We start from the raw sequence: 24,481 nt of genomic DNA, 5'->3' as shown, positions 1-24,481 counted from the left end.
TTTAGTAATCGTTTGGATCTACGGTTGACCCTGAGTCGGCTTTTTGAAGATTAACGTTGTAGGTTGTTTGCCTGTACTGTGCGTTGTTCCTAGTAACAATTGAAGGATATCCACTATCAGCAATAGTTACTTGAATATCGTTATCTGTTCCCTGATTTGTTTCATTAAGATAATCGTCAGCTTTAAGCAATATGGCTACAAAAATTTGCTCGGCACGATTAGAAGTAGCAGAGGTAAAACCAGTACTAACTAAATCTGCTTTTAGTATTGTGATACTCGTTGCGTCTTGTGTAGCACCTGCACCGAAAACTTGCTGTAAAGTTGGTTCTGCCATGTCGGATTTTTTGAAGTGAATAAATCCGTTGTAATAGCAGCATAAAAAATAGTAAATCTTCCACTTTTATGTAGAAGTGGAATATTCACTGAGGACGCGGAACTATTGCAGCGCTTAGGATTGAGCAAATATTTACTAATAGTACTTATACACAAAATTCCGCTTTCACCTTTTTTTTGGGTAAAAGCGGAATATTCAAAATCTAATTGTTGTATGCCTAAAAATAACAGATCCGGTAAAGCGGCAGTAATTAATGATGCTGATTTTGTAAAAATCCGAAAACAAATTAAAACTGACAGGTATAAACTTCTGCTTGATTTGGCTTGGTACACTGGCGAGCGGTGGGGCGCTCTCCTCCAGTTGAGGGTGAGTGATGTTTACGATCGCAATGGCCGCCCCAAAGAAGTTTTGGTTTTTCCGGCGATTATTCGTAAGCACAGGCCCGATGGAACTGCGGATACGGTGGAAATCCCAGTACATGAGAACCTGAGAGAATCGCTGTCAAAATTTGATTACTCCTCTAATACGGTTTGGCTGTTTCCGTCGCGGTGTGGCACAAAGCCGATTACCTGGCGCAATGCCTATGACATCCTCCGGCGGGCAACTGAGGCGGCTGGGCTGGGGACAAAAGGAATCTCAACTCACACTACCCGGCGTAGCTTGGTAAATAAACTTCGTAAAAATGGTACGGATAAAGCAATTATTCGCCGCATCACCGGACATAGAGACAACAAAGGGCTTGACCCTTATTTGGAAGTAGACATTGATGAAATCAAAGGAGCGATCGCAACTCTATGATTAACAAAACTGACTTTGTACTCTCCCTTGGCTATCTAATTGGCCAAATCCTGAGCGGTGAAATGGATAACCCGGAAGTTTTGGCTAAATCGCTACAAGGCATTGCTGATAAAGCTTGGGAAGAATGCGACAAATTGCTGGAGATGGCTGAACTACTCCCCCCATCGCTTAGGATTGACCCATGACTGGCTAGGGAACTAGCTGCTCATTGTTGTTGTGCGATCGCATTTTGAGTTGTACCCTACTCAAGTTTTTTTTGCGATCGCATTTTTCATGTTTTAGCAACTAAATGATACTGAATCGCAATAATATTTTTGCTTTTAAGCACTCTACAAAGAAATTACCACGAAAAATCAATACTTTCACCCCTGGTCGCGGGCCTCTAGGTTTGGCGATCGCCAACTGTTTACTTATTGAGAATGCTTGACACTAGATGAGTAGAGTAACTTGCCAGCTGGCAATTGGGCATTGGGTAATGGGTAATGGGGACTGGGGACTGGGGATAAGGGAGATGAGGTAAAATTGCCGTGTCACACGGCAGTTTAAGTTATGGGCGGAAGAACTAGCAGCAGTTGGCCAACTGGTAGCAGTTGGCGCAGTGGTGAAACTAAGACAATTCGGGTTCCGATTGTTCTGGAACAGCCGATTATGGATTACGCCAGGACTGTAGATTTAGGCGTTGACCCAGTAGAGCAATTAATCACCGAGTTTTTAAAAATTAAGCGTCGGCAATACTCCCGCCCCATTAATCATGAAAGTGAAATGACTGCTGGTGTACGCTGGGAAATTTTCAATGAGTTCCGGCGCTTCTTGGAGTGCGATCGCATTTCCAAGAAGAAATCAGCTTCCTAATTTCCCCCGGCGAGTTACCAGATGCGATCGCAATTTCAACTTGCGACTTTCGATTTTGGGCCAAGTGCGATCGCGTATTCCCGCCGGGTATATGAATATGCTTAATCTTCCGGCTTTGCTTATAGCAGTAGCGGTAGTACAAATGACCTTTACGAGTTGATGGTCTGTACTCTTCCACCCATTGAGTATGTTCTGGAACAGCATTTTTGGTATCACGTTCCAGAACAACGCCCGCGATTTTCTCCAAGTATTCAACTATTGGTAAAGCTTCCTGTGTATCCTGTTCCAGAACAGCAGCATCCCCAGTTTGTTGTTCTGGAACAGTAAAATGCTCCTGGGCAAGTGGTAAGCCAGGAGCGGAAGCGGAATTATCTACCTTATGACAGGTTAGTTGATGGTCAACTTTATCACGATCATGAGTTGTGGGGGCAGCCGTCGCCACAGCTTCCAGGGCAAATAATGTCAGTTGGTAGGCTGTACCTGGATCACCTGATTTCGTCATAATGAGCTTAGGTTAATCTGCCGCCACAGTTGGCACTGTGGCGTGTTTCTCATCAGTTATTCATCATTAGGAATGCTAGACACATCAATCCCTAGCGATTTGAACATAGTCTTTAAAGACACTTTGTACAATCGGCATAATGATGCGATGTTTTCAGCACTTGGCATAGCTTTCCCAGATTCCCAGTCAGCTTGTCGCCTTTCTGAAACACCTATTATTTGCTTAACTTGAGGACGTGTTAGTCCTGCTTCTTCTCTTAGTAGCCTCAAGGGAGACTTTTCCTGTTCTTGTTGGTTATCTTCTATCATAGACGTAAAGTTCATGAATGAAACGTCTTGACAGTAGGCATGGCAGGACGTATCATTCATGTTGAACGACAAAAAAACACCAGCCGATATCAGTCTCGGCAAAGAAACAGGTATTTTGGCTGGTTCCAAAAGTCTCTCACCTAGATAGTCAAAGCAAAACCAGGAAAGTAGCACTCTTAATGCAATAGCCGTTGAAAACCGATGAAGGGTGATTCAGGCTAACAGTGTCCTGTGTAGTAGTGGCTGAACTTGGGAGAGATGAATTGGTGTTGTCTTGTATTAGTCGCAGCTTAGTCAAAGCTGATGACGTGCATTTGTATTGCAGCTGCAATCTGTAAAAGACCTTAGTAAGGCATTCCACAACAGCCAAGGGCTAATTGCCGACGTGGTGACACGGTGGACTGTGGGTATAAGACCTGGGTGAAAATCCCGTAGAGGCTGGCGTGTAGGTAATGGCTCACGCACAGATGCACGCATGAAATTGCTAATTACTGTGTAGTTAGTGATGGATAGCAGTTTTCAAGACAAAAGCGCGCAAAACCCCGCCAGCGCTGGCACTTTATTTATGAAAGAGGAAAAATATGTAACTTGAAAAATGAAAAGATTACATCCATTTTTTATTGAAAAAATCAAAGAAGTCGCCATAGTTTCTGAAGTCTTAGCAGATTTATCAGACAGATTACCCGGATTCATTGAAGTTTACGGGAATAACAGCTTTGCTGCTTATATTCACGATGGCTGTTATGAATATCCTTCGGGATGCACTGACAGGCTATTTGAATCTTCAGACTGGTTATATGGCTATTTCCGAGATGAGCTTCATTTTGTAGACAAACGACTTTCAGTCACTTGGAACAAAGGCGTTATCAAAGGCAATTGCTTGTTGCTAGCCATGCTCAGTGGTATGAGTTTTCCTGAAAGCGTTTTATACCTAGCTGCAAAATATGGGCTTGAGCCGGCTTATTTAGACGATCAGCGCCAGGAACAACGCGCATGAATCAACCCAAAACAAAGTATGTAACCAGAAAAAAACGCATTCGCCAACTAGAAGCAGAAATTGAGCAACTCAAAACTCAGGTGAAAATTCTCACCGAAATGCTGGACAGAACAAACGCCATGCTTTTGCGATCGCGTCCTAGATTGGCGCGTGCTGTTGAGCGAGATATGCATGAATATCTTCAACATGATGAAAATCTACTGCCATCAGAAATGCCACAAGAACTGATGGGGAAAATCACCAGAAAAAAAATTACCCCGCAGCGCCCGCCGCGAAATTTACCACTAGCACCCCGTGCAGATTTGGTGATCGTCAGAAATCAAAATGGGCGACATATCGCTACACCCCGCCCACCCAAAGCTTAATCGTTTCGTTAAGGAGGTTACGTATAAGAAAAAACGTGATTTTACGTCCGTCACAGATTTACTAACCATGATGTCCAGCCAGCAGCACTGGTTGCTGGCTTTTCTTTGACCAATAAACTTTTTGACCAATGACTATGAACAAACTTGAAAAGCAATATCTACCCTGGCAAGTAATGAGACAAGAAAACCCATCTGGTAAATGGGTTTTTCATGAAGGATTTGGAACTCGTGGAGACGCAGAACATTACTTAAACTTCATGGGTAAGTATGTACCCCAATTGCAACTTAAACTAGTTTTCGCCCACGCTCAAGTTGAAGTTTAACCTATGGAAATCAAAACTATCAGTTATCAGCGCGTGCTTAACCTGGGCAATTACGAAAGTAAACGCTTAGAAATGTTTGCAGAACTGCATCCAGATGATGATATAGACTCTGAAACTTCCGCTCTTATGGAAACAGTAGAGCGAAAAATCAGAGAGAATGCTGCTAAACAATATGAAGCAGAAATCAGTAGCCTTAAGCAACAATTGCATGAACTTAAACAGGAAATAAAACAGCAGATAGACCAAGGGATAACTAAAACTACATCCCCAAATCCAGAAACATCTGCTGGTTCAGAAGATGCTTGGTAATTAAATTATGCGTGACTTTTCTTATCTACCAGCACCACAATTTATCCAACCACTACCCGGTCATTTAGAAATGGTCTTATGGGGAGATATGAGCGATTATCTCTGTCCAGATTGTGGTCAACAACTTTGCTGGCTTGACTATATCAGCACATGGAGTTGTCGCAACTGCGATACAACTCAAGAGGATGAAACATGACAAATTCTGATATTCCGAATTACACCCCAGATGCAGCATGGGATTACTACATTATCTGGCATAGATGCATGAGAGCTAAAGCCAAAATTGAACAAGCTTTAACGCTCATGAGTAAACAAGAAGAGGAAAATACTGCTATTAATGCAGATTGCGATGAATTAATTTCTCATGCAATCTATGAATTGAATGAAATTCAGTTTGACCTTGAGGAGGAAGAAAAATGAAAATCAAAACAATTCATGCACACTTTCTTATCTCAACTGGTAATTACAGTAATGAGAGAATCGGTTTTTCTGTCGAATTATATGACAATGACTCCCTTGAAGAAACTGTCATTAACTTGAGAGAACGTGCTAAAAAGATTGTCGGTAGAAAAGCTGTTGAATTATACGACGAGAGAACTAAAATCGCTCGTGAAGTGCAAAATTTGGAAGACAGATTAAATAAACTACGCAAAGAATGGGATGCCACGGCTGAATTCTTAAAAACTCAAGGATTAAACCCTGATGCACCTTCAATGCCTCAGTTTCGTAATCTTCTCAGTGCTGTCACAGTTGAATCTGAAGTTGTGACCACTGAAGATGACGAAGATGATGATTATGACGAAGATGACGAAGATGGTTATTAAATCCGCCTGATGATGGCTACCTTGACTCAGTAGCCGAAACGGTAGCAAAAAAGCTACCGTCGCGGGTTGAGTCGCGCAATTCAACTCGCCTCTGGTTTACCAGAGGGAAATAACAACAGCAGCACGGATTTTTCAATAGAAATGACCTTAAAGGTTTCGCATTTTCATGAATCCACTGCTGTTAATTATTTCCACTGTGCTTGAGTTTAAAAGTGAATTGTTTACACTAATTTGGGTGATTCGTGACTCATTTTAGCACAGTTCTTGCTGCAAAAAAATCACCAATTACTGAACCTTGAAATGAGAATATTAGGCTTAGACGTATGTAAAAATAGCGTCGTCAGTTGGTTGATTAATACTGAAGAAAATCTTCCAAAAAACTTTCGGGAATACTTCAGAAAGCATCGCCGCCCAAAGGATAATGACCCTTTAACTTTTAAGGCTCATATCACGGGCGTTAACGCACTGTTAGAACTCAAACCAGATGCAATTATCCTTGAACCTACTGGAATACATTACAGTTGGATTTGGGCGCATATTTGCAGCATGGAAAATATAGAAGTTCGTTGGGTTGGTCATGCTGAAGTTAAACATTTCAGGAAGCAAAATAAACTACCTGATAAGAACGACCAAGCAGATGCAGCTGCATTAGCTTTGTATGCTTTCATACACTGGCATAATGATGAGTTCTTCTTACATTTCAATGCTGGAAATGTGGCAAGGTTAAGAGAATTGTGGTTGCAATTGCAGTCTATTAACCGCATACAATCACCACCAATTAACCGCATTCGCCAACAGTTAGCTAAGGAATTTCCTGAAGCCGCTTTATCTGCTAGTAAACCTGGTGAAGATGGTATGGTTCCCTTGTGGGCATGGCTAGCCGGGCGAGAAAGGAATACTCAGCGTAAATCCAGTTATTACGATCGGCTTTATTCTAAATCCATCGCTCCAAAGTACGGAGTCGGAATTTCCGATTTTACCCGTACCCTGGCAAACTTGCTGTGTGATTTACGTGACTGGGAAAACAAGATGGTAGCTGAAATTCTGGAACTGCTTAATGCTCCTGAATTTATGCCTTACCGCAAAGTAATGACTCAGTTTGGAATTGGCGACAGACAACAAGCTCTGTTTATTTCCCAAATTTACCCAATCACAAAGTTTGAATCACTTGGGAGATTCAAGCGGCGGCTGGGCATGGCCAAAGATGAGGAATCATCCGGTGATAAGGAAGCTTACAAAACTGGTGGGTCAAGATTTTGTAGAGCGCAGCTATACCTGTGGGTATTTAACCGCATTGCTCCACACCACGCCAGACCGAAAAACGAGATGGGACAGAAGTTAGGTGATTTTTACGATCAGCGTAAATCCCAGTTTCAAGACAACCCGGAACTGTGGAAACAAAAAGCACTTAGCAGAACCCAGAAAAAAGCAATGGATGAACTTAGGCGATCGCTTAAGGAATCCTTACTACCCATGCTTCCCAAAGACCAACAACCACAGATTGAAGCAATTCTCAATTTGACACTGCAAAATATGCAGTTGTCACTTGACCAATCGCTTGCTGGTAAAACCTCATCTGTAAAGGAACGGGAAATTAAACGCGGTTTTGGCAATTTAATCATCAGTCAAACTGCTGCTTACGGACTCAGGCTTATGTTTAAAGAAATTAAGCGCGCTATTGACTAACAATTAACTCCCTTGACAGGGAGTTTAAAAATCATTAGTTCTTAGGCTAAAGTGAAAATGCTCACGCTCATCTAGTTGATTATTTGGCTAAACAACGACTCGACACACTCTTAGTAGAATTAGGTTTATGTAGTTCTCGCGCCTTAGCACAGCGACTCATCCAGGCGGGAGAAGTTAGCGTGAATCAGCAGGTTGTTGACAAGCCTGGCACAGAAATAGATATTACATCTCATATTCAGATTAAAGAGCGATCGCGGTTTGTTTCCAGAGGTGGCGAGAAACTAGTTAAAGCCTTAGAAAGCTTTGCCATTCCTGTTGAAGGGCGCATTTGTATAGATGGGGGGATTTCCACAGGTGGCTTTACCGATTGTCTGCTACAAGCTGGAGCCAAATTAGTTTACGGCATTGATGTTGGTTATGGACAAGTTGACTGGCGATTGCGAAATGACTCGCGAGTGATTTTGCGAGAACGCACCAACTTACGCCAGCTACAACCAGAGCAATTGTACGCTGAGGCTGACCCTATACCTGATTTAGCAGTCGTAGATGTATCGTTTATTTCCCTAGCTAAAATTTTGCCCGCCTTGTGGCAACTCACTCAACCACCCCGTGAAGCAGTATTATTAGTCAAGCCTCAATTTGAAGTTGGCAAATCCCGTGTAGGCAAAAAAGGCGTGGTGCGCGATCCAAACGACCAAGCAGACGCGATTTTCCAAGTGTTGCAAGCAGCTCAAGCATTAGGATGGAAATACCAAGGCTTAACTTGGTCACCCATTACTGGGCCAGCAGGAAATATCGAATATCTTTTATGGTTGAGAATGGACAGCGAAACACCATCGCCAGATTTAGAAGCAATTCAGCAAATCACTAAATCAGCTGTGGCTGATTTGAGGGAATAGGGGGACTGGGGACTGGGGATTAGTGATTGGTGATTGGGAAGACAACAGGGAAAACGGCAAAATAAGTTTTGACTTTTGAGTACAGACGCGATTAATCGCGTCTCTGCAACTTTTGACCCTTGACCCTTGACCCTTCCTACACGTCGTATATCAAGCACTCGATTGCTTCTGGATGTTGTTCGCAGTAACTTTCTAAAAAGGTTTTGCGTTTTTTAGCTTGTTGTTGATGAGCTTTTTCAGCTTGCAATTCTTCGACAATTTCCCATGCTACAGTGCAATTAGTAGAATCACTGCCGTTGCGATCGCAGGTAGAACGGGCTTCATTAATAGCTTCTAAAATCGCTTGTTGCAAAGTTTTAGTGCCATTTTGATCGGCAGTGACAGCAGCTTGAACTACTTCTAAATTTGTCTGCATGATACTTTTACCTTTATGTATTGCGATAGAAATGAGACTGCTTGTAAAAGATTCTTTCGCAGTACGTTCTATTTTGACAAATATTATTAGAAATAGCTTCAATATAAGGGATTATTTCAATATTTCCTGAAAATAGCTGGATGTAAAAAATAATCAGTAAATATAAAAAATACAACAATCAATAGATATAAATTTGCTGATATCTTTTGGTATACGAGAAATTATTGATAAACAAAGTAACTATTTTCTCTATTTTTACTGACTTAGTTATAGCGTGAAAATGCTTATTCTGCCTCAGTAGAGGCTGAAAGCGATTTATATTTTTTACTTTTTGGGGTGTTTTGCCACTGTTGTTTAAATAGATTTTTTTGTTTATAAGTAATGTGATATTTGCCATTTACTTTTCTTTACAAATGGAGGTAAGCAATCAAAAATTAATCTTTTCTTTGTTGTTAAGATAGGTAATTAATGTCAGAATGAACCGTCCGTTATTAGGGATTGTTTGGGATTTACTCAGCACCCTATTGTTAACCATTGTTGGTACTTTTATCGCCAGCGCACCTAGTATTAACTTACTTTCTAGTGGTGTCGGGTTTATTTCAGGAATTAGCGCCTCATATTCTGGAAGACTCGACTCTCTATTTGCCAATAATTCTTCTGTTGGAGTACTGGCTATTTGTGTAGCCGAGGGCAATTGTCAGATTGATGGCAGCAAAACCAAGAACTATTTTCAAAATATTGATCCAGGTAACGGCTTGATAAATAGAGGTTGGTGTTCGGATCAAGGAAGAGGTGGTTCTAATCTGGCAAATGCAGATGCTGGATGTCTCAGTCGCACAAAAAGCCGTATTCCCCGCCTCTTCGAGAGAATGAAGCGTGTAGGACTCAATCCTGAACAACATGAAGAAGCATTTGTAAATGCAGCTGACTTATGGAATCAAGCCTCTCCCAGAGTTAGTGATGCATTCCCTACAACCTATCGTGCAGCACTTAATCGAGGATTGCAGGGACAAGAAGCGATTTTGTGGGCACGTGTAGAGGCTTTTCGCGATGATTCTGGAGAACTATCAGCTGGCAACATAAATCTCCAAAGAGGTGTTTATATAGGTTTGTTTGGTATATGTGCAAACCCTCAAAACACCTATTATCAAACCCGCTTGCAGACTTATCCTTTAATGTCAGAACGCTGGCGTTGGTCTTGTATTGCGCTAGATCAAAATAGGAGAGTCAAAGCTATTCAACTTGTTTTTGCAAGTATTCAGTAAAGGATGAAGGGTGAAAGATCATTTCCAAAAGGGAACAGGGAACAGATAATTACAAAATTAGTTTCCTCATCTCCCACCCTGTGGGTTCGCTGAAAGTGTTCTCGTAAGAGTAGCCGCTACGCGTCTACATCCCCCTGATCTTCCCAATCCCCAACCACCAATGAACACAAAGCTTTGTTGGGGTTTGCGGATCGCCTGGATAGTGAAGTGCGATCGCAGCTACTGGTTCATACCCTTGGGGAATCTTGTATAATCCCTTTACTTTGCCTGCATCAAAGCCTGCCATTTGGCAAATAAACCAAGGGCTGTTGCTTGCACTGAAAGACCGCAAACTACTGTGCCTACGTTAGAGGGCAGGAAAAAACCTTTAACATGAATGTAGGGGCTGAAAATCCAGATGCTCAATTTGTGCAAGTTGAAAACAGCTAGGATTTGATTTAAATCTGTCTCCTGTGTCTTGGTTCCTTAATTCCTTTTGGTATTAAAACTATAGCAGATTCGATGTTGATGAGGTACAGCAACTAATTGAAAAAAGTAATGAGTAATAAGTAAATTTCCTACTCATTACTCATTACTCATGATGTACCTCACTTACATCAAAAGTGCTGTATGTATACATCTGATTTTATACTTGCTTTAAAACCTTGATGGGAATCTGAATGATAAATTCAGCGCCTTCTCCCGGTGAAGAAATACACTCTATTCTTCCACCATGTTTTTCAGCCACAATCTGATAACAAATTGCTAATCCTAACCCCGTTCCTTTACCTACGGGTTTAGTAGTAAATAAATGGTCAAAAATTTTCTGTTTGACTTCTGCTGTCATTCCAAGACCATTATCTTTAATTTGAATCACAATATTGTCCTGGTCTTCACTTGGCTGGGTAATTATGGTAATACAATTGGGATGGGCTTTCATTTCATCCATACTCCGTCCCATATTTGAATCTTCCAAAGCATCAATAGCATTGGCTATCAAATTCATAAACACCTGACTAAGTTGACCAGGGAAACATTGAACTGGAGGGAGTTCGCCATATTTTTTTACTATGTCAATAGCAGGACGACTGTCTGAGGCTTTTAAACGGTGCTTGAGAATTAAAATCGTACTGTCGATGACTTCATGGATATTACATGTAATTGCTTTCTGAGTGTCTGCTCGAGAAAAAGTACGCAAGCTGACACTCACGTCATAAATGCGATTTATACCTTCTTGCATTGAAGCAATTAGTTTCGGTAAGTCTTCACGCACATAATCTAAATCTATAGCTTTAATTTTTTTGGTAATTTCTGCAATAGGTTCAGGATAGTGCTTTTGATACAAGCTAATTAACCCTAGCAAATCTTGGACGTACTCTGTGGCTGGTTCTAAGTTACCAGCAATAAAACCTATTGGGTTGTTGATTTCATGTGCTATTCCTGATACTAAACCACCTAAAGTAGACATTTTTTCACTCTGTACCAATTGCAATTGCATATGCTTGAGATCAGAGAGAGAAATTTCTAATTGCTTACCATAGTCTTGTGCTTGCTGATAAAGTCGCGAATTTTCTAAAGAAATAGCAGCTTGGGATGTGATCAGATTCAAAATAGTAATGCGATCCCTAGTAAATGCATCTGTCGCCAGTTTATTCTCTAAATACAAGATACCAATGAATTTACCATGATAAAAAATAGGAGTGCACAGAATCGATTTTGGTTGAGATTCTTGGATGTAAGGATCTGATTGGGAAATCGCCTCAGCAATAGCATCATTGAACACTAGAGGTTCCTGGGTTCTAGTAACATAGTTAACGATAGAAATAGGAATATCTTGACTATCACTAACTGAGATAGATTGCCGAACCACGGAAGAATTGTTTGCAGTTTTTATCGCTTCTATAAACAATTCATTCCCTCTCATTAACATGAGGCAACATTTTTGAGCTGCAGCATTTTCTAGAATTATTTCTAAAAGAGTATTTAGTAATTTATCTATAATTATTTCACTGCTAATTGCTTGCAAAGACCTAACTACAGTCGCTAAATCCAAAACACCATTGCTGTGGCTTTTACTGTCTAAGTGATTAATCTTTGTTGTAGCAATAGTTCTAGTTGCATCCATTTCTATATCTTTGATAACTTCATTACGAATTATCAGATTAGAGTAGCGTTCATCCAAATCTTGCACTTTTGCTATAGCGCCCCAATGTATATAGCTATAGTAGGCATCAGTCATATATATTTTGGCAATCTTCTCTTTACCCAAATTCAGATAAAATTTTGCTGCTAGTTCATTTGCCAAAGCTTCTTCTTGGATATAACCATTCTCTTTAGCTCCTGCAATAGCAATATCATATAAATCTATTGCTACTTGGATTTTACCTAATATTCGTGCTTTCTCTGCCTCAACTAAATCATATTTATTTTTAAAATTACTCAATGATTGTTTCATCCATTTATTCATTTGAGCTTGATTCAACTCTACCTGTTTTAAATATTGCCTTTGTTTTTCTACTGAGGCATTATTGTAGAGAGCTAAAAGAGCTAAAGAATAATAAAAATTATTGGCAACATAAATTAGTAATCCTGCATTATTAGCATGGGTTTCTTCTGCTATTAATGCATTTTCTATTGCTAAATCATATTCATTAAATAAATAACATATAATTGTTTTACATCCATAATAAAATCCTTTAAAAGAATAATTTTTTGTTACTTCTTTCGCCATCGTTCTCTCATCAAAAGCTTCGCCAATTAAGGCAGCTTTATTCAATGATATAGCCTGTAAATTTAAAGCGGCTTGTCTAAAAATACTTGTAGCGGCTGCTAGTGTTTCAAGTTTTAACTTTTGCATTAACTTGATGTAGCCCAGAATCTTCTTATCTACAATTTCTAAGTTTTCTCCAGACAGCAATGAATGGTAACCTGCAATTACCGCACAATAGCCAGCATTTTCTATGTTTCCCATTTCCAGTCCACTATGCATCCCCTCTACAAGAGAAGCTATTGTGTCTTTAACAGGCTCTTTAAAAAATCTAATAGTGGCATTAAATACAAAGTAAACTGTTGCTTTCAGTGAGTTAGCATTCTTATTTGCCAAGGACTCTACTGCTAACTTTCCTAATTTATATCCTGCATCAAAATCACTGAACTTATCAGATAAAATTGAACCGTAAGCTACATAACCATAAGCTGAAACAGGCGATTTGCCATATTTAACAGATAACCTTACCATTGCCAATACAGAAAGTACAAAAATTAGAGACCCAGCTTGACTAGCAGCAGGTACAATTTGTAACAAAATTTGCATAGCTGCTAATTTATGTGGGTCAGACATTTCTGGCAAGAAAGCTAAGTCTTCTATTGGTTTACCTAATAATGTTAATTTAGTCTGAATTATTGCTAAAATAACATCTATTGTGGTTGGTTGTTTTGGTAATTTTACTCCTAATTCTTTGAGGACTTCTACACCTATTTCTAAAACTTTTGGCATTTGATTTTCTGCCATATAACTTAGCATTTTTATCTCATATATCTTCACCTTATCTAATATATTTTTGGCTTGTTTAATGGTTGAATCACCTAATGATTTTGATTGATTAAAATTACCAATTAGATACTCTGCTTCTGTAGTTTCAACATACAAATTTAGTGTTAATGTATAGTCTTTATGCCAACTGTCTATTGCTAAAAGTTCTAAACCTGTATTTAAATATTTGACCGCAGTTTCATAAGCTGTAGCTTGTTTAGCTTTTTTACCAGCCATAAGATTCAGTTTGGCTAGTTCATCTTTTTCAGATTGTTGAGTAAGTAAATCTAAACCAAAATTAAGCTGGTTGACAATATCTAAAATATTTTCTACTAGCGATTCAGATGGTGTCTGCTGTAGTAGTAGCCGACCTATTTTTAAATGAGTTGCCTGTTTTTTATCCTCTGGAATTAGAGAATAAGCAGCTTGCTGAACTCTATCATGTAAGAATTTATAACCGACTTTTTTACTATCAAAAGTCCAATTACCTGAATCTTCTTGTTCAAAAACTAAAGGTATACGATAAGCATCATTTAAAGGTAAAATTAACCCAGAGTGCAAGGCATAATCAAGCTCATTAGCACTATTGATAGGAGATTGTTCACTTACTATTGACAAAACATCTAGAGAAAATCTATTGCCTATACATGCTGCTAACTTTAGTATATTTTGTGTATTCGCTGGTAAGTTTTGAATTCTACTAGCTACCAGTTCTACTACACTCTTATTAGTAATACCTATTGCTTGAATTTCATCGATATTCCAATGCCATGAACCAGTTAAAAAGTTAAATTTTAATAATTTTTCTTGGTAAAGTACTAACAGTAACTGTGTTAAGAAAAAAGGATTACCACCCGTTTTATTATAAAGTAAATCTGCTAAATTTACTATTTGATCAGAGTATTCATTTAATGCCTCAGAAACTAAATCTTTTACATCATTTATCAAAAGCGGTTGTAAAACAATATTATTAACAATAATATTGTTTTTCTGAATTTCTTCTAATGTTTGAATTAATGGATGTACAGAGCTAACTTCATTATCTCTATAAGCTCCTATTAAAAGTAAATATTCGCTGTTAATGTCAGTAATCAGCAGTTCCATTAGCTTCAAAGTTGCTGAGTCTGCCCATTGTAAATCATCTAAAAATATGACTAGAGGATGCTCTTTTTTAGCGAAAACACGAACAAATTCGCTAAAGACCTGATTGAAGCGGTTTTGTGACTCTGATGCTGCTAATTGAGCTACGTTTGGTTGTTTACCTACAATCAATTCTAATTCAGGAATTACATCAATAATAACTTGCCCATTAAAGCCTACAGCCGCTAAAATCTTACTACGCCATTCTTCAAGTTTAGTGAGATTTTCAGTCAAGAGTTGCCTTATTAATCCACTAAAAGCTTGAATCAGGGATGCATAGGGCATATTACGTTGAAATTGGTCGAACTTCCCACTAATGAAGAAACCTTGAGCGCGAGTAATAGGTTTATTGACTTCGTTAACAACAGAAGATTTCCCAATTCCTGAATAACCGGAAACCAATATAAGTTCGCGACTTCCCTGGCTAACTCGTTCAAAAGACTCCAAAAGAGAATTGATTTGAGAATCTCTACCATAAAGTTTTTGAGGAATCAGCAACTGGCTCAAAACATCTAAACGACCAGGTGTAAAGTCAATGATTTGGCCTGTTGTTTTTAAATCTTTCCAACAAATTTCTAAGTCTGCTAAAAGTCCTTTTGCTGTTTGATAACGATCTTCAGCATTTTTTGCAATTAGTTTTCCAACAATCGCCGCAATGGTATTCGGAACTTCTGGGTTTAATTCCTTAATTTCTACAGGCTCTTTGGCAATATGGCAGTAGATTAATTCCAAGGGGTCATCACTTTGAAAAGGTAGTTTTCCAGTCAGCATTTCATAGAAGGTAATACCCAGAGAATAAAAGTCACTTCGGTAGTCGAGAGTACGATTCATTCTCCCAGTTTGTTCTGGAGACATATAAGCCAAAGTACCTTCTAATTCTTTGGGATTAGCTAATTGTGTTGTTTCTTTATTGAGTTGTGAGGCTATACTGAAATCTGTAAGTTTGACAACACCTGTTTCCGGATTAATAATAATATTGCCTGGTTTAATGTCTTTATGAATGATATGATAACTATGTACTGACACTAGAGCTTGTGTCATTTGAAATGCAATATTTATAAAACTATCTAGCTCTAATTTCCTAGTGCTAAGTAGTTGTTTAAGTGATTGTCCACCAAAATCTTCAAATACCAGTGCTAATCGATTTTCGTGGTTTTCTAGCCTCAAAACTTTGACAACATTTTCTAAATTAAGATTCTCTGTAATTTTGTATTCATGTTTTAAATTAATAATTGCATCTAAGGATGGATACTGTGCTTTGAGAATTTTTAAGATAACAGATTGTTTGTCAATTTTTGATTTGGCACGATAAATAACTGTATCATCTCCTTCATAGAGAATTTCGTTGATTTCGTAATTTTGCATAAAAGAAAATGTCAGCATTACAATACCCTTCTTAGTAAGTTTTTATCAGACCAATTTTGTATGAAGGCCGGCCTACAAAAAAAACAAGCCCCCAACAGCACCAAGTACACCAGAAAATAAGAGATTAAGACAATTTAGCGCAGTTTCCCACAGAAACAGTATAAGTTTAGAATTCTCATTTGGACGCTAAAATCACCTCTTTGCAACTTTCCGTTTCTGCAACTTGCCCATAAGCAATCATTTTTGGGAATGTTTTAGTCTGAAGACATACCAAAGTTGGATGTTGAAATCTCGAATAATCAAAGGTTTTGAGATTCTGTATTACAGAAATTTACAACGTGGGTAATTTTGCACGTATTTTGTCATACCCCCAATTAGCTATAACTTAGTAACAAAATTTATGAACTATATACTGAAATATCGAGCCTTCTTAAAACCTCATATTAGTCTTGAGAAGGCTATAACGCACCAATACAATTAAGCTAAGGAACTTCTATAAATGGTGTATGAACCTTTATGGCTTCTGTAGAGGTGTCAGCAACAAAGCTAGGCATGTATTTATAAATCAAAGCTCTGTCTATTGTTGGGCACTGGATGCCATAATCTTTTATGGCATTCAACGTATCATCTACTTTTAATATAAGAGTTCGGTGATGTACTTCCAGAATAGTGCTCCGGTTTTGGTAAACTTTTTCTTGGAAGAAGGAAGTCAAAGGATACAAGGAATTAACAGGTGTTAAAGTGGAGAGCGCATTCAACCAGTTTTTGGGTGAAATTTTTTGTAAAGGATAGCCTAACTCGTTAATGAACTCAAATATCTCCACATTACTTATTTCATTTTCCCGAGGGACAACAATATTGTAATTACCACCTGTCCGCTTTGGATCTAGGGAAACAGAGGCTATCAAAGCAGCAACATAGTCAACAGGTACGGGAGTCCAGTATTTTTCGGGCCAATCTGGGTACATACCCATCTGAATGCAACCTCTAATAAAGCGGTAGAATGTATCATTGAGGTTAGCAAAGCCTGTTTGCCTATGTCCAGAAATAAAACCAGGACGGTAAATAGAGACGGCTAATCCTTGTTCTCTTGCGGTTTTTACCATACGTTCAGCAACCCATTTTGACCGTATATAGCCACATTCCACGGACATAATTGGTGCGCTGATATCAATATCAAAATCTTCAGCAACTTCATTAATACCTAGTAATGAAGTTAATGATCCATAGACAGCGAGAGTTGATAAGTAATGCAAAACTTTGTGGCGATAGTGCGCTGCTAAAGCAATTATGTTAGCAGTACCATTGACATTTGGCTTTTTAATTGCTGAATAAGGTTTGATGTAATTAGTGTCAGCAGCTACATGATAGATTTGATCAACTTCTTCGCCTAGTTTGTCAAAGAGGGCTGATGGTAGTTGCAATTGTGGCTGCTCAATATCTCCAGCGATCGCATATACTTGTGACAACTCTGCTGTTGGCAACTGATACTTAACAAAGGTTGCAAGGAGCTTTGTCATTGCAACTGTATCGCTTTCTGCTCGCACTATACAGTAAATTTTTTGATATTTACCTTTTTGCAGAAGTTCATGTAAAAGGTGTGCTCCTAGAAAACCTGTTGCACCTGTAATTAATGCACAATCATATTTATTTTGTGGTGTCTGTTGCCAAACAGATATATTTAATTGTGGAGAAAGTTGAGCTTCTACTTGTAAGTCAATCTGTTGCTCATCAGCTATATTGTTAATTTTGAGTTTATATTTTTCTAACAGTTTTGCTAAATCGGATGGAGTAGGATATTCATAAATTAAGCGAGAAGGAAGAGATACACTAAAATCACGGTCAATCGCATATAATACATGGGCTATACAGAGTGAATTGCCACCTATATGAAAGAAATTAGTGTCAGGAGTACAACTGCCAGTAGGTAGCTGTAAAGCTTGATCAAAAATCGCAGCAATTTTAACAGCGTTGTCTATAGTATTAGCGATAAAATATGGTGTTTGTGGTAGTTCAGGTAAAGCATTACGGTCTACTTTACTGCGGTTAGGTAGCAAAGGCAATTCATCAATGAAAATAAACCGGGCAGGTACCATATAATCTGGTAGTTGTTCCGCAGCAAATCGTTGCAGATGCTTGTCAGTCAAAAACTCTCCAGTTTTCGGAACGATATAGGCAACAAGCATTGAAATCCCATAGTTTCCTGGTATATTGCTAGTTTCTATTTGTACAGTTTTAATTGCTTTCACTGTGTTCGCCTGTACACCAGGATGTTGGGCAAGTACCATTTCAATAGCTTCTAATTCTATCCGCTTGCCTCGTATTTTGACTTGATTATCAGTTCTACCAGCATAATGTAGTAGCCCCAGATGATCAGGATCTTCATAAACGATATCACCAGTTTTATATATCTTGCCCGCACCAAAGGGGTTATCTATAAAAGAAACATTTGTGATATCTGGTTTGTGAAGGTAGCCTTTAGCTACTCCTACGCCACCTACATATAACTCGCCTTTTTCACCTCTATGACAAAGTTTGAGTTCTTCATCAAGAATGTAGAGTTCCACATTCGGTAGTGCGTAACCAATGGGTAAATTAATATCCTGGGGCTGAAACTCGTAAATTGTGCAACAAACTGTGATTTCTGTTGGCCCATAAGCATTGAAAAAGCGGGTATGAGGTGAAATCCATGATTGAGCGAGTGATGTTGGGCAAGTCTTGTTGAGTATTGTATTGATTTTGCCTAACAAAGGTGAAACCCATGCCTTAGCAAGTGATGTGGGACAAGCTTCGCCACCTACTACCACTGTTTGTAAATCAGGCAACTGATCCCGAAACTGAGTGAGCGTTGATAGTACAGAAGGTGGTAGCATCACCCAATTTATTTTTTGTCTAGCAATAAAATTGGCCAACGGTTTTCCAGGAAGCATTTGCTCTCTTGCACTCAGAACCAAAGTTGCTCCACCACATAAGGCTGTGACTACTTCCCAAATCGCAGCATCAAAGCTAATTGAGGCAAACTGAAGTAAACGCAACCCTGGTTTAATTTCAAAAGTACTACAGCTTGCTAATGCTAAATTTAGTAAACCTTCATGGGTCAACATTACTCCTTTAGGTACACCAGTAGATCCAGAAGTATAAATAATGTAAGCTAGTTGCTCTGCTTCTACTAATTGAGGTGTGACGAGAGGTATAGTTGATTCCTGCCAGACAGAAGGTGTATCTAAAAAACATATATTCCCATCAATACCACTCTGGCGTAATGCCGGCTCAATATCAAAAGCAAACTTTTGTTGTGTCAAAACAGTGGTTAGTTTGGCATCAACAATCATATAACTGAGCCTCTGACGAGGTAAATCTGGATCAAGGGGAACAAAAGCTGCACCTGCTTTTAAAACTGCATAGATAGCAATAACCATTTCAAAAGAAGGTTCTATACAGAGTCCAATTAAACTGTTAGATGTTAACCAATTTTTGGCTGTCAAATATTGATATAAGTGTTCTGCTCGCTGATATAACTCTCCATAAGTCAACTGTTGCTCTTCCAGCACTAATGCAATTTGGTCTGGATATTGTTGACAAATGAAATCAAGTAGGGACACTATCGATGAATGAGATGGTAAATATTTTAAATTGTTGTTTTGTACAGACATATTTCTTAATTGAATTAATTATCCTTAATTAGTACTACAGTCTCTTTTTATGAATGCTGTTTTTCGTGACATCTAATCATTTGATTGATGTCAAGCAGTTTTAGCTATTTATTGCTTGAAGATATAAATACTCTTAATTAAGAAATTAACCTTGTTCGTTACTATTAAAATATTTTCATGTATATCAAATGCTGAGAATTTTAATCACATTAATATAGTGCCCAAATAGATTATGGCATACACTTTATTGAAATAAATCGTGTTAATTCAATCTTCATTAATAAAACAAAACCAGCTTTTTAAATTATTGATTTATCAGTAAATTCACTACTTATTCTGTTTCTTTAAGAGTAACTACTGAGAGAATTTATATATTTTTTAATTTTTTATAGAAATGGACAAGTATCTGCTCAATAATTTCATTGAATCCAGATGAGCGAATAAAAAAAGATTTGGGCTTTTGCCCTAGGATTAATGGTTATCGCTGGTATTAGTTTAATCTGCGATCACTTTAGCACTGGCGTTAGATACAGAAAATCCCCAGATACAAGAACGACAAATTACATGGTTGCACCAAGTTCAGCCTGTTGAGGTAAAGGTATTGTAGATACTTGCGCTCACACTCTCTTAATAGATAACAAAGTAATACCACCAGAAGCCGATTTACTGAGAGCGATCGCCATGACCTTAGACTGTCCCATCCCACCATTTTTAAATTCCCAACGCGGCGTTTCCAAAGCTAAACCATCTAACGTCAAGCCGTGATTGGTTGGAAGGGAGACAAAGTGAGACCAGCACTGCGGGAGGGTTTCCCTCTGTCGGCGACTAGCATTCCCTGAAGGGAACATTTTTGACTTTTGAGAAGAGACGCAATTAATCGCATCTCTTTGACCCTTGAGCGAATATTAACCGCACAACTCAAAATATCAATCCCATCACAAGATTTTTTCCTGAAGAATTTGTTGGGAACTGGATTCAGGTAAACTAGCGTCATGGGCGGAAGAACAAGTTAATAGTGAAGACTGTTCAGGGGTGCAATTAATTTTAGTTTTTTACCCAGCACTCATGACTCAACACTCAAAACTGTTTCGCTGAGAGGTGAGTTATTAACTTAAAACTCTTCCAGACAGCTTTGCTTGCTACCGTATAGTTCCCCTTTTCATTCTGGGGTGAGGTAGTTAACAATGGGTTGAATGTGTTTCAAATGATTCAACTTTATGCCTAGAACACCGAATGAATACGCAGTCTACCTACTAATGGAAAGTGGCCACCGCGAAGAAGTACGTTTTCCTACTATTCAAGAGTTCCAGAAGTGGTATAGTGGCGAGCTTGTTCCCAAGTCTGCCTCTAATGACTTTATTAGCGTGCCGATCAAGAATATTCAAGGGGAGTATATGGTAGTACGCCCATCTCGGGTTGTCGCAATTCGAGTAGAACCAATTTTTAGTTCTAGTGTTGAAAGATTTAGCTAAATGAACAGAAAAACCCTTGCTTTGCTTTCTTTAAGTCTAGGAATTACATTTTTAAATACATTTTGGTCAGCTGTTGCTCAGATTCCTATTTATCCACCGCCAGAACAGACTCCGCCAGCGATACCCATCCCAGTACCGCCAATCACTCCCGAAATTGAGCTACCACTTAAACCGATAGACTTAGAAAGCAATTGTACCCCTAGCTCTGCTTGTTTGGGTTGGGATGAGCAAATTTGGGGTAGCAGGGTGAAACGCGGCGATCGCAAAGCGCTGTTAGCAGCCATTGATAACAGCTTAAGTTACTTAGAAAAAGATAAGGCGATCGCTGCTTATCAACAATATCCAATTAAAGAAATTACCTTAGATCGGGTGCGCCGCAGTTTAATTCGCTTCCGTCAGTTAGTGGTTAAATCTAAGTCAGCAGCACAACTACAAGCTGCTGTGCAGCGAGAGTTTACCTTGTATCAATCTATAGGGAATGACGGCAAGGGTACTGTTAAATTTACTGCTTACTACGAGCCAGTTTACCAAGCTAGCCGCGTCAAGACTGCTGAATACAAGTATCCCCTTTATCGCCTACCACCTGATTTTGATAAATGGGTTAAACCTCACCCAAAAAGAGTTGATTTAGAAGGGAAAGATGGCTTACTTGGTGAAAAAAGCCAGTTAAAAGGTCTAGAACTTTTATGGTTCCGCGATCGCCTCGATGCATACATGGTTCACATCCAAGGTTCTGCTCAAATCCAGTTAAGTGACGGTAAAAGAACCTCTATCGGTTATGCAGGTGGCACAGATTACCCCTGGACAAGTATTGGTAGAGAACTGGCAAAAGATGGCAAATTGCCCCTTGATGGATTAACTATGCCACGTTTAATCCAGTTTTTTAATCAAAATCCCCAAGAATTAAGTAACTATCTACCTCGCTGGGAGCGATTTGTCTTCTTTAAAGAAACCAGCGGTGGTGCAGCCACAGGTAGTATTAATGTACCCGTGACAGCAGAGCGCTCTATTGCTACTGATAAATCTTTGATGCCTCCAGGTGCGCTAGCCTTGATTGCTGCCTCTATTCCTTATCCTAATGGTTCAGGTAGCTTAGAGTATCGTAGAGTTAACCGCTTTGTACTGGATCAAGACACCGGAAGTGCCATCAAAGGCCCAGGAAGGGTAGATTATTTCATGGGAACCGGCAAACTAGCAGGCGATCGCGCCGGTATCACAGGCGGTAACGGCTCATTATATTATTTACTTTTAAAAGAATAAATATTGGGCATAGGGCATAGGGCATAGGGCATGGGGCATTGGTAATTTATTCTCCCCCTGCTCCCTGCTCCCTACCCCCCTGCCTCCTCATCCCCAATCCCTAATACGGCGGATAACCAAAATCATCCTCATCCGCATAAATATAAGAACTAGAAACACCTGCCATTTCTACCTTAGGTGTTTCTATTTTCACAGCTTCCTTACCAAACTCTTTGTGGTCTTCAAAAGACTTGCAAATTATTGCGGACTCAGGCGAATCGGAAGCTATTAAATATTGTGTTAATGTCCCAATTGTTGGATGTTTAAAATCTACAGTAGAAGCCACCAGTACTGTATTTGGTTCAATGCCTCTTTCTTCACATTCAATTATGGGCGAAAAAATACCATGAGCGTGGAATAATGGGCCTTTTGGCGTTACAGGTTGCTTTCTATATCCAGCATAAGCCTTTTCTAATTCAGCCACAAAACCACTTACAACTTTACCTTGTTGATATTCGCAGTAAGTTTTAGCAAAACTTGCCCCAGCCGCACCATTAAGCGTTAATTGTAATGGTGTATCATGTAGAAATTTTTTATCTTCACCAACTATAAAAATTAAGTAGCGAGTAAAAGTTTTAAATTTAAGTTTATCTGCTAAAAAAGCATCGTAATTCTCTTTAAGTGTACCCAACTTCAGACCTGTTTCTCGGTCTTTTACCGACAATGGCCCTCGTCGCACGATCACTAAATTGGGAGTAGGAGTAATAAATACAGTTTCCACTCCAGAGCTAAATTCATGCTCTACCTGTTGCCAATTATCGTCTGGCTGAAAACCTACAGCTTGGGCATTATCAAGCTTAATTGCCAAACCGTAAGATTGAATACCATCTGTGCCATACCGAGGATTAATCATCTGACACCAGGGGATGACTTGAGAAGGCGGTGCATTAAATTTCTCGTCCTCAAAGTCGAACTTAGCAGATGCTTTCATCGTTTTAGGCTATCGAAGTGTTTTGCTAAATAAGTGTATCAGTAGTCAACAGGAAACAGTCAAGAGTTAAACCTCAAGGGTTAAATCTTTAACTGCTTTCATAATTCGGCTACTAATAATACTTTTGTACCACCTATCTAGTATATCGAGTCAATTCTCAAGTTCATATCTTGCAGCAGTTCTCTGATGATGTGTGGCTACAAATTACTACGTATTTATGAATTTAAATGCAAAATTCGCTAAAATCTGCTGATGATTGACCATGACCGCCTGTTTAAAGAACTACTCACTAATTTTTTTCCAGAGTTCATCGAACTCTTTTTTCCCGATGTCAGCGCCTACTGGGAAAGGGATTCTGTGGAGTTTTTACCACAAGAGGTATTTACCGATGTGACTGAAGGTGAGCGCAAAATTGTTGATTTAGTTGTGCGAGCCTCATTTAGAAATCAGGATGCTCTGTTTATTATCCATACAGAACATCAGTCAGCTTCCCAAGCAGATTTTAACCAGCGAATGTTCTGCTATTTCGCACGCTTGCATGAAAAATTTGCCCTCCCAGTTTATCCAGTAGTCATTTATTCCCATGATTCTCCGCAGCGTCTAGAACCAAACTCTTACCAAGTCGCGTTTCCTGGATGGACAGTGCTGGAATTTAACTATCGCGTCATCCAGTTAAACAGACTACAGTGGCAGGATTTTGTGAATCTCCAAAATCCTGTAGCCAGTGCTTTGATGTCTAAAATGCGGATGGACACTCAAGAACGTCCCACAGTCAAGCTGCTATCACTACAATTACTAGCAAGCTTGGGATTGAATCCCGCACAAGTACAGTTGATTTCTGGTTTTATTGATACCTACCTACAGTTGAATGCTCAAGAACTAGCAGCATTTCAAGAACAGCTTGCTAGTATTGAACCAAGACAAGAGGAACAAGTTATGGAAATTGTCACAAGCTGGATGAGAGAAGGAATTGAAAGGGGTCAACAGCAGGGAAGACAGCAAGAGGCGCTAACACTTGTTCTACGCCAACTAAACCGCCGCTGTGGTTCTTTGACTCCTCAATTACAGGAACGGATTCAGGGTTTGTCTGTTGTAGAGTTAGAAGATTTGGGTGAGGCGTTGCTAGATTTTGCTAGTGTTGCGGATTTGGAGAATTGGTTAGGAGATAGATAACAATCTTGAAAGTGGCGTTGCTGAGTAAAAATCCCATTCCAAATTTCATGCAAGGCTTGT

Annotated in this window: 26 protein-coding genes; 16 read left to right on the top strand and 10 right to left on the bottom strand. The window is 39.2% G+C overall.

What is annotated here, in order from left to right:
• Position 1 precedes the first annotated feature (1 nt).
• Entirely contained in the window at positions 2–334 is a 333-nt protein-coding gene (locus HGR01_RS21325; protein WP_045874123.1) for a hypothetical protein, read from the bottom strand.
• Between the two features lie 213 nt (positions 335–547).
• Between HGR01_RS21325 and HGR01_RS21320 the strand changes: the two genes are divergently transcribed.
• The 3 genes from HGR01_RS21320 to HGR01_RS21310 all read left to right on the top strand — a co-directional run bounded on the left by HGR01_RS21320 (position 548) and on the right by HGR01_RS21310 (position 1,984).
• Complete coding sequence (locus HGR01_RS21320) at positions 548–1,132, top strand: tyrosine-type recombinase/integrase (RefSeq protein ID WP_045874124.1); 585 nt, start codon at positions 548–550, stop codon at positions 1,130–1,132.
• Entirely contained in the window at positions 1,129–1,317 is a 189-nt protein-coding gene (locus HGR01_RS21315; protein ID WP_045874125.1) for a hypothetical protein, read from the top strand. Before HGR01_RS21320 ends, HGR01_RS21315 begins: the two co-directional genes overlap by 4 nt.
• Before the next feature lie 364 nt (positions 1,318–1,681).
• Positions 1,682–1,984: a hypothetical protein gene (locus tag HGR01_RS21310; RefSeq protein WP_155539622.1), complete on the top strand. Its 303-nt coding sequence runs from the start codon at positions 1,682–1,684 to the stop codon at positions 1,982–1,984.
• Here HGR01_RS21310 and HGR01_RS21305 read toward each other — a convergent pair.
• The 3 genes from HGR01_RS21305 to HGR01_RS21295 all read right to left on the bottom strand — a co-directional run bounded on the left by HGR01_RS21305 (position 1,923) and on the right by HGR01_RS21295 (position 3,271).
• On the bottom strand, positions 1,923–2,486 hold the full coding sequence (locus HGR01_RS21305) for a hypothetical protein (protein ID WP_052335416.1): 564 nt from the start codon (positions 2,484–2,486) through the stop codon (positions 1,923–1,925). The genes HGR01_RS21310 and HGR01_RS21305 overlap by 62 nt on opposite strands.
• Positions 2,487–2,542: 56 nt before the next feature.
• Positions 2,543–2,809, bottom strand: a complete 267-nt coding sequence (locus HGR01_RS21300) for a helix-turn-helix domain-containing protein (RefSeq protein WP_168161044.1) — start codon at positions 2,807–2,809, stop codon at positions 2,543–2,545.
• A gap of 279 nt (positions 2,810–3,088) precedes the next feature.
• On the bottom strand, positions 3,089–3,271 hold the full coding sequence (locus tag HGR01_RS21295; protein ID WP_168161045.1) for a hypothetical protein: 183 nt from the start codon (positions 3,269–3,271) through the stop codon (positions 3,089–3,091).
• A gap of 118 nt (positions 3,272–3,389) precedes the next feature.
• Between HGR01_RS21295 and HGR01_RS21290 the strand changes: the two genes are divergently transcribed.
• The 9 genes from HGR01_RS21290 (at position 3,390) to HGR01_RS21250 (ending at position 8,197) form a co-directional block, all read left to right on the top strand.
• Positions 3,390–3,791, top strand: a complete 402-nt coding sequence (locus HGR01_RS21290) for a hypothetical protein (protein WP_045874126.1) — start codon at positions 3,390–3,392, stop codon at positions 3,789–3,791.
• A complete protein-coding gene (locus tag HGR01_RS21285) occupies positions 3,788–4,156 on the top strand; it encodes a hypothetical protein (RefSeq protein ID WP_045874127.1) in 369 nt (122 codons plus the stop codon). Before HGR01_RS21290 ends, HGR01_RS21285 begins: the two co-directional genes overlap by 4 nt.
• 134 nt (positions 4,157–4,290) lie before the next feature.
• On the top strand, positions 4,291–4,479 hold the full coding sequence (locus tag HGR01_RS21280) for a hypothetical protein (RefSeq protein ID WP_045874128.1): 189 nt from the start codon (positions 4,291–4,293) through the stop codon (positions 4,477–4,479).
• A 3-nt stretch (positions 4,480–4,482) separates the two neighbouring features.
• Positions 4,483–4,788: a hypothetical protein gene (locus HGR01_RS21275; RefSeq protein ID WP_045874129.1), complete on the top strand. Its 306-nt coding sequence runs from the start codon at positions 4,483–4,485 to the stop codon at positions 4,786–4,788.
• A gap of 7 nt (positions 4,789–4,795) precedes the next feature.
• The gene (locus HGR01_RS21270) at positions 4,796–4,984 is read left to right on the top strand and encodes a hypothetical protein (RefSeq protein WP_045874130.1); all 189 of its coding nucleotides are present in this window, start codon (positions 4,796–4,798) and stop codon (positions 4,982–4,984) included.
• Positions 4,981–5,208 (top strand): hypothetical protein, encoded by a 228-nt coding sequence (locus HGR01_RS21265; protein WP_045874131.1) that lies wholly within the window; start codon positions 4,981–4,983, stop codon positions 5,206–5,208. Before HGR01_RS21270 ends, HGR01_RS21265 begins: the two co-directional genes overlap by 4 nt.
• Positions 5,205–5,612 (top strand): hypothetical protein, encoded by a 408-nt coding sequence (locus HGR01_RS21260; protein WP_045874132.1) that lies wholly within the window; start codon positions 5,205–5,207, stop codon positions 5,610–5,612. The genes HGR01_RS21265 and HGR01_RS21260 overlap by 4 nt, the downstream gene beginning before the upstream one ends.
• A gap of 300 nt (positions 5,613–5,912) precedes the next feature.
• The gene (locus HGR01_RS21255; RefSeq protein WP_045874133.1) at positions 5,913–7,298 is read left to right on the top strand and encodes a transposase; all 1,386 of its coding nucleotides are present in this window, start codon (positions 5,913–5,915) and stop codon (positions 7,296–7,298) included.
• Positions 7,299–7,381: 83 nt separating this feature from the next.
• A complete protein-coding gene (locus HGR01_RS21250; protein WP_045874134.1) occupies positions 7,382–8,197 on the top strand; it encodes a TlyA family RNA methyltransferase in 816 nt (271 codons plus the stop codon).
• Positions 8,198–8,333: 136 nt separating this feature from the next.
• Here the strand turns inward: HGR01_RS21250 and HGR01_RS21245 are convergent, their stop codons facing one another.
• A complete protein-coding gene (locus HGR01_RS21245) occupies positions 8,334–8,612 on the bottom strand; it encodes a Calvin cycle protein CP12 (protein ID WP_045874135.1) in 279 nt (92 codons plus the stop codon).
• Positions 8,613–9,088: 476 nt separating this feature from the next.
• On the opposite strand from HGR01_RS21245, the gene HGR01_RS21240 reads away from it, so the two are divergent.
• A complete protein-coding gene (locus HGR01_RS21240) occupies positions 9,089–9,877 on the top strand; it encodes a hypothetical protein (protein ID WP_045874137.1) in 789 nt (262 codons plus the stop codon).
• Positions 9,878–10,001: 124 nt separating this feature from the next.
• On the opposite strand, the gene HGR01_RS21235 is transcribed toward HGR01_RS21240, so the two are convergent.
• From HGR01_RS21235 to HGR01_RS21220, 4 genes are all read right to left on the bottom strand, one after another.
• Positions 10,002–10,163: a hypothetical protein gene (locus HGR01_RS21235; protein ID WP_210403138.1), complete on the bottom strand. Its 162-nt coding sequence runs from the start codon at positions 10,161–10,163 to the stop codon at positions 10,002–10,004.
• A 339-nt stretch (positions 10,164–10,502) separates the two neighbouring features.
• On the bottom strand, positions 10,503–15,911 hold the full coding sequence (locus tag HGR01_RS21230; protein WP_045874138.1) for an ATP-binding sensor histidine kinase: 5,409 nt from the start codon (positions 15,909–15,911) through the stop codon (positions 10,503–10,505).
• Between the two features lie 464 nt (positions 15,912–16,375).
• Entirely contained in the window at positions 16,376–19,546 is a 3,171-nt protein-coding gene (locus HGR01_RS21225; RefSeq protein ID WP_045874139.1) for a thioester reductase domain-containing protein, read from the bottom strand.
• Between the two features lie 617 nt (positions 19,547–20,163).
• The gene (locus HGR01_RS21220) at positions 20,164–20,304 is read right to left on the bottom strand and encodes a hypothetical protein (protein WP_168161046.1); all 141 of its coding nucleotides are present in this window, start codon (positions 20,302–20,304) and stop codon (positions 20,164–20,166) included.
• A gap of 459 nt (positions 20,305–20,763) precedes the next feature.
• Between HGR01_RS21220 and HGR01_RS21215 the strand changes: the two genes are divergently transcribed.
• Both HGR01_RS21215 and HGR01_RS21210 read left to right on the top strand, forming a co-directional pair.
• Complete coding sequence (locus tag HGR01_RS21215; protein ID WP_045874141.1) at positions 20,764–21,018, top strand: hypothetical protein; 255 nt, start codon at positions 20,764–20,766, stop codon at positions 21,016–21,018.
• Positions 21,019–22,278, top strand: a complete 1,260-nt coding sequence (locus HGR01_RS21210; protein ID WP_045874142.1) for a murein transglycosylase A — start codon at positions 21,019–21,021, stop codon at positions 22,276–22,278.
• Between the two features lie 100 nt (positions 22,279–22,378).
• Here the strand turns inward: HGR01_RS21210 and HGR01_RS21205 are convergent, their stop codons facing one another.
• Positions 22,379–23,248, bottom strand: a complete 870-nt coding sequence (locus tag HGR01_RS21205; RefSeq protein ID WP_045874143.1) for a DUF5895 domain-containing protein — start codon at positions 23,246–23,248, stop codon at positions 22,379–22,381.
• A 252-nt stretch (positions 23,249–23,500) separates the two neighbouring features.
• Here HGR01_RS21205 and HGR01_RS21200 point away from each other — a divergent pair, with 252 nt between their 5' ends.
• On the top strand, positions 23,501–24,421 hold the full coding sequence (locus HGR01_RS21200) for a DUF4351 domain-containing protein (protein ID WP_045874144.1): 921 nt from the start codon (positions 23,501–23,503) through the stop codon (positions 24,419–24,421).
• The last annotated feature ends 60 nt before the right edge of the window (positions 24,422–24,481 follow it).

This window comes from Tolypothrix sp. PCC 7712, from assembly GCF_025860405.1.
In the GTDB taxonomy this organism is placed as follows: domain Bacteria; phylum Cyanobacteriota; class Cyanobacteriia; order Cyanobacteriales; family Nostocaceae; genus Aulosira; species Aulosira diplosiphon.
Note: the sequence above shows the minus strand (reverse complement) of the source record. Positions and strands in the feature narration are given on the sequence as shown.

Coding starts and splice junctions, on each gene's coding strand:
- HGR01_RS21325 (WP_045874123.1), bottom strand. CDS start 334: ATGGCAGAACCAACTTTACAGCAAGTTTTCGGTGCAGGTGCTACACAA.
- HGR01_RS21320 (WP_045874124.1), top strand. CDS start 548: ATGCCTAAAAATAACAGATCCGGTAAAGCGGCAGTAATTAATGATGCT.
- HGR01_RS21315 (WP_045874125.1), top strand. CDS start 1,129: ATGATTAACAAAACTGACTTTGTACTCTCCCTTGGCTATCTAATTGGC.
- HGR01_RS21310 (WP_155539622.1), top strand. CDS start 1,682: ATGGGCGGAAGAACTAGCAGCAGTTGGCCAACTGGTAGCAGTTGGCGC.
- HGR01_RS21305 (WP_052335416.1), bottom strand. CDS start 2,486: ATGACGAAATCAGGTGATCCAGGTACAGCCTACCAACTGACATTATTT.
- HGR01_RS21300 (WP_168161044.1), bottom strand. CDS start 2,809: ATGAACTTTACGTCTATGATAGAAGATAACCAACAAGAACAGGAAAAG.
- HGR01_RS21295 (WP_168161045.1), bottom strand. CDS start 3,271: ATGCGTGCATCTGTGCGTGAGCCATTACCTACACGCCAGCCTCTACGG.
- HGR01_RS21290 (WP_045874126.1), top strand. CDS start 3,390: ATGAAAAGATTACATCCATTTTTTATTGAAAAAATCAAAGAAGTCGCC.
- HGR01_RS21285 (WP_045874127.1), top strand. CDS start 3,788: ATGAATCAACCCAAAACAAAGTATGTAACCAGAAAAAAACGCATTCGC.
- HGR01_RS21280 (WP_045874128.1), top strand. CDS start 4,291: ATGAACAAACTTGAAAAGCAATATCTACCCTGGCAAGTAATGAGACAA.
- HGR01_RS21275 (WP_045874129.1), top strand. CDS start 4,483: ATGGAAATCAAAACTATCAGTTATCAGCGCGTGCTTAACCTGGGCAAT.
- HGR01_RS21270 (WP_045874130.1), top strand. CDS start 4,796: ATGCGTGACTTTTCTTATCTACCAGCACCACAATTTATCCAACCACTA.
- HGR01_RS21265 (WP_045874131.1), top strand. CDS start 4,981: ATGACAAATTCTGATATTCCGAATTACACCCCAGATGCAGCATGGGAT.
- HGR01_RS21260 (WP_045874132.1), top strand. CDS start 5,205: ATGAAAATCAAAACAATTCATGCACACTTTCTTATCTCAACTGGTAAT.
- HGR01_RS21255 (WP_045874133.1), top strand. CDS start 5,913: ATGAGAATATTAGGCTTAGACGTATGTAAAAATAGCGTCGTCAGTTGG.
- HGR01_RS21245 (WP_045874135.1), bottom strand. CDS start 8,612: ATGCAGACAAATTTAGAAGTAGTTCAAGCTGCTGTCACTGCCGATCAA.
- HGR01_RS21240 (WP_045874137.1), top strand. CDS start 9,089: ATGAACCGTCCGTTATTAGGGATTGTTTGGGATTTACTCAGCACCCTA.
- HGR01_RS21235 (WP_210403138.1), bottom strand. CDS start 10,163: ATGGCAGGCTTTGATGCAGGCAAAGTAAAGGGATTATACAAGATTCCC.
- HGR01_RS21230 (WP_045874138.1), bottom strand. CDS start 15,911: ATGCTGACATTTTCTTTTATGCAAAATTACGAAATCAACGAAATTCTC.
- HGR01_RS21225 (WP_045874139.1), bottom strand. CDS start 19,546: ATGTCTGTACAAAACAACAATTTAAAATATTTACCATCTCATTCATCG.
- HGR01_RS21215 (WP_045874141.1), top strand. CDS start 20,764: ATGCCTAGAACACCGAATGAATACGCAGTCTACCTACTAATGGAAAGT.
- HGR01_RS21210 (WP_045874142.1), top strand. CDS start 21,019: ATGAACAGAAAAACCCTTGCTTTGCTTTCTTTAAGTCTAGGAATTACA.
- HGR01_RS21205 (WP_045874143.1), bottom strand. CDS start 23,248: ATGAAAGCATCTGCTAAGTTCGACTTTGAGGACGAGAAATTTAATGCA.
- HGR01_RS21200 (WP_045874144.1), top strand. CDS start 23,501: ATGATTGACCATGACCGCCTGTTTAAAGAACTACTCACTAATTTTTTT.